At 73.6% G+C, this 1,933-nt stretch carries 2 protein-coding genes and 1 pseudogene; 1 reads left to right on the top strand and 2 read right to left on the bottom strand.

The annotated features are described in order from the left end of the window. Positions 1-655, bottom strand: a 655-nt coding sequence (locus KBX53_RS36670; RefSeq protein ID WP_309140903.1) for a D-alanyl-D-alanine carboxypeptidase, incomplete at its 3' end; no start/stop codon positions are given. Positions 656-1,152: 497 nt separating this feature from the next. On the opposite strand from KBX53_RS36670, the gene KBX53_RS31525 reads away from it, so the two are divergent. Next, positions 1,153-1,659: an inorganic diphosphatase gene (locus KBX53_RS31525; RefSeq protein WP_030328015.1), complete on the top strand. Its 507-nt coding sequence runs from the start codon at positions 1,153-1,155 to the stop codon at positions 1,657-1,659. Positions 1,660-1,690: 31 nt separating this feature from the next. Here KBX53_RS31525 and KBX53_RS31530 read toward each other — a convergent pair. Continuing rightward, positions 1,691-1,933, bottom strand: a pseudogene (locus KBX53_RS31530) (type VII secretion integral membrane protein EccD); the annotation flags it as partial.

The raw sequence follows: 1,933 nt of genomic DNA on the forward strand, positions 1-1,933 counted from the left end.
CGTCGACGGTGACGCTCGTCGGCGGTGTCCCGCCGAGCGCGGAACGCACCTGGGCGGCCAGATCGTCGAGCCGTGCCGCGCCCGGGTAGTAGCCCTTCTTGTCGATCGCCAGGGTCGGGTCACCGCCACCGACGATCACCACCTCGCCAGCCTTCGCGCCGGCCTCCGCACGTGTGGGGATCCGGTAGCCGGGCCCCCGGGCCGCCAGCACCGTCACCGCGGTCACCAGCTTGGTCACCGAGGCGGGGACGGTGCCGTCGTCCGCCCCCTTGGCGAACAGCGTCTGACCGGTGATCACGTCGGCGACCGAGACGTTCACCCGGTCACCCAGGGCGGCGACGCCGACCAGGGGATCGAGCACGGCACTGACCCCCTCGGGGGTGGGCACCGGGGCGTTCGAATCGGGGCCGGCCAGCACCTCCGACGGGGCGGGGTCCGGGGGCACGCCGCCCGCGTTCGGCCCGGCTGCGGCGTCGTCGCCCAGCCACCCGGCGACCGGGCCGGGACGGGTGATCACCACTGCGACGCTGGCGAGCACCAGCACGAGCACGGCGGCCAGCACCAGCGGCACCCGCCGGCGGCGCGACGCGGGCGAGGGCTGGGGGGTGGGCGTGGCGCCGGCCGGTGCCGGCAACGCGGAGATCGGCGGGCCCACCGGGGGGACCCCACCGGGGCCGGCACCGAACGACGGGCTGACCGGCGCCGGGCTGACCGGGACCGTGGCACTGCCGCGTGGCGGGCCGCTCACCGGCCGTTCACCGCCGGCTACCGGGAAGTGCCCGGTGTTCGGGGTCGGTGACGCCGGACCGGCCGGCGGACGCCAGGGCAGCGGCGGGGGCCGCTCGGGCACCGTCTCCGGTGCCGTGTTCGGTGCTTCGGGAGCCCGAGGGAGGTGAGCCTCCGGCACCGGGACCCGTCCCTTGGCACTGCCCGAGCCGGATCGTCCGGTACCGTGCGCGGAGCCCCCGTCCGGGCGGTAGTGTGAATCTTCCCTCCCCACGACCCCCTCCTCCCCCAGCGAAAATCGGCTTGGGTGACACTACTTCGGTCCGAAGACTATGCGGCGGCCGGAGTCGGCGGGTGGGCATTCACCTGTCCGGAGGGCAGCCAGTGGTTCCGTTAGCCAGCGTGGGCAGACGAGGGAGCGTGCAGATGGATTTCGACGTGACGGTTGAGATCCCCAAAGGTCACCGGAACAAGTACGAGGTGGACCACAAGACCGGCCGGATCCGGTTGGACCGCACGCTCTTCACCTCCACCCAGTACCCGGCCGACTACGGGTTCATCGAGGGCACGCTGGGCGAGGACGGCGACCCGCTGGACGCCCTCGTGCTGGTCCCCGAACCGACCTTCCCGGGTTGTCTGATCCGCTGCCGCACCATCGGCATGTTCCGGATGACCGACGAGAAGGGCGGGGACGACAAGGTCCTCTGCGTGCCCTACGAGGACCCGCGCCAGGAGCACCTGCGCGACATCCACCACCTGGGCGAGTTCGACCGCCTGGAGATCCAGCACTTCTTCGAGGTGTACAAGGACCTGGAGCCCGGCAAGTCGGTGGAGGGCGCGACCTGGGTCGGCCGCACCGAGGCCGAGGCCGAGATCGTGGCCTCCTACCAGCGGGCCAGGGACGCCGAGGCGCGCGGCGAGACCATCCACTGACACACCCTGACGCACCGGGCCCGAGGGTCGCTCAACCGAGCAGCCCCCGGGCCCGGTCGTACAGGTCGAGCACCGCGCAGGCGATCGGCACCACGGCGACCACCAGTGCCGTGTCGGTGAGGTCCGCGACCCTCCCGACGTACGGCGAGACCGGCCGGCGGGCGTACCCGGTGCCGCTGGCGACCGCCACCACGGCCGGTGCCGCCCCGCCGAGGACCAGCGCCAACCGCCCGGTCTCGTCGGCCCGTCCGACCAGCGCCGCGCCCAGCACCGC

The sequence above is a fragment of the Micromonospora sp. M51 genome, from assembly GCF_018070305.1.
GTDB classification, from domain to species: Bacteria; Actinomycetota; Actinomycetes; order Mycobacteriales; family Micromonosporaceae; genus Micromonospora; species Micromonospora parva.

What these genes read in the sequence shown, in the direction of transcription:
- KBX53_RS31525 (WP_030328015.1), top strand. Translation starts at nt 1,153, where the DNA reads ATGGATTTCGACGTGACGGTTGAGATCCCCAAAGGTCACCGGAACAAG.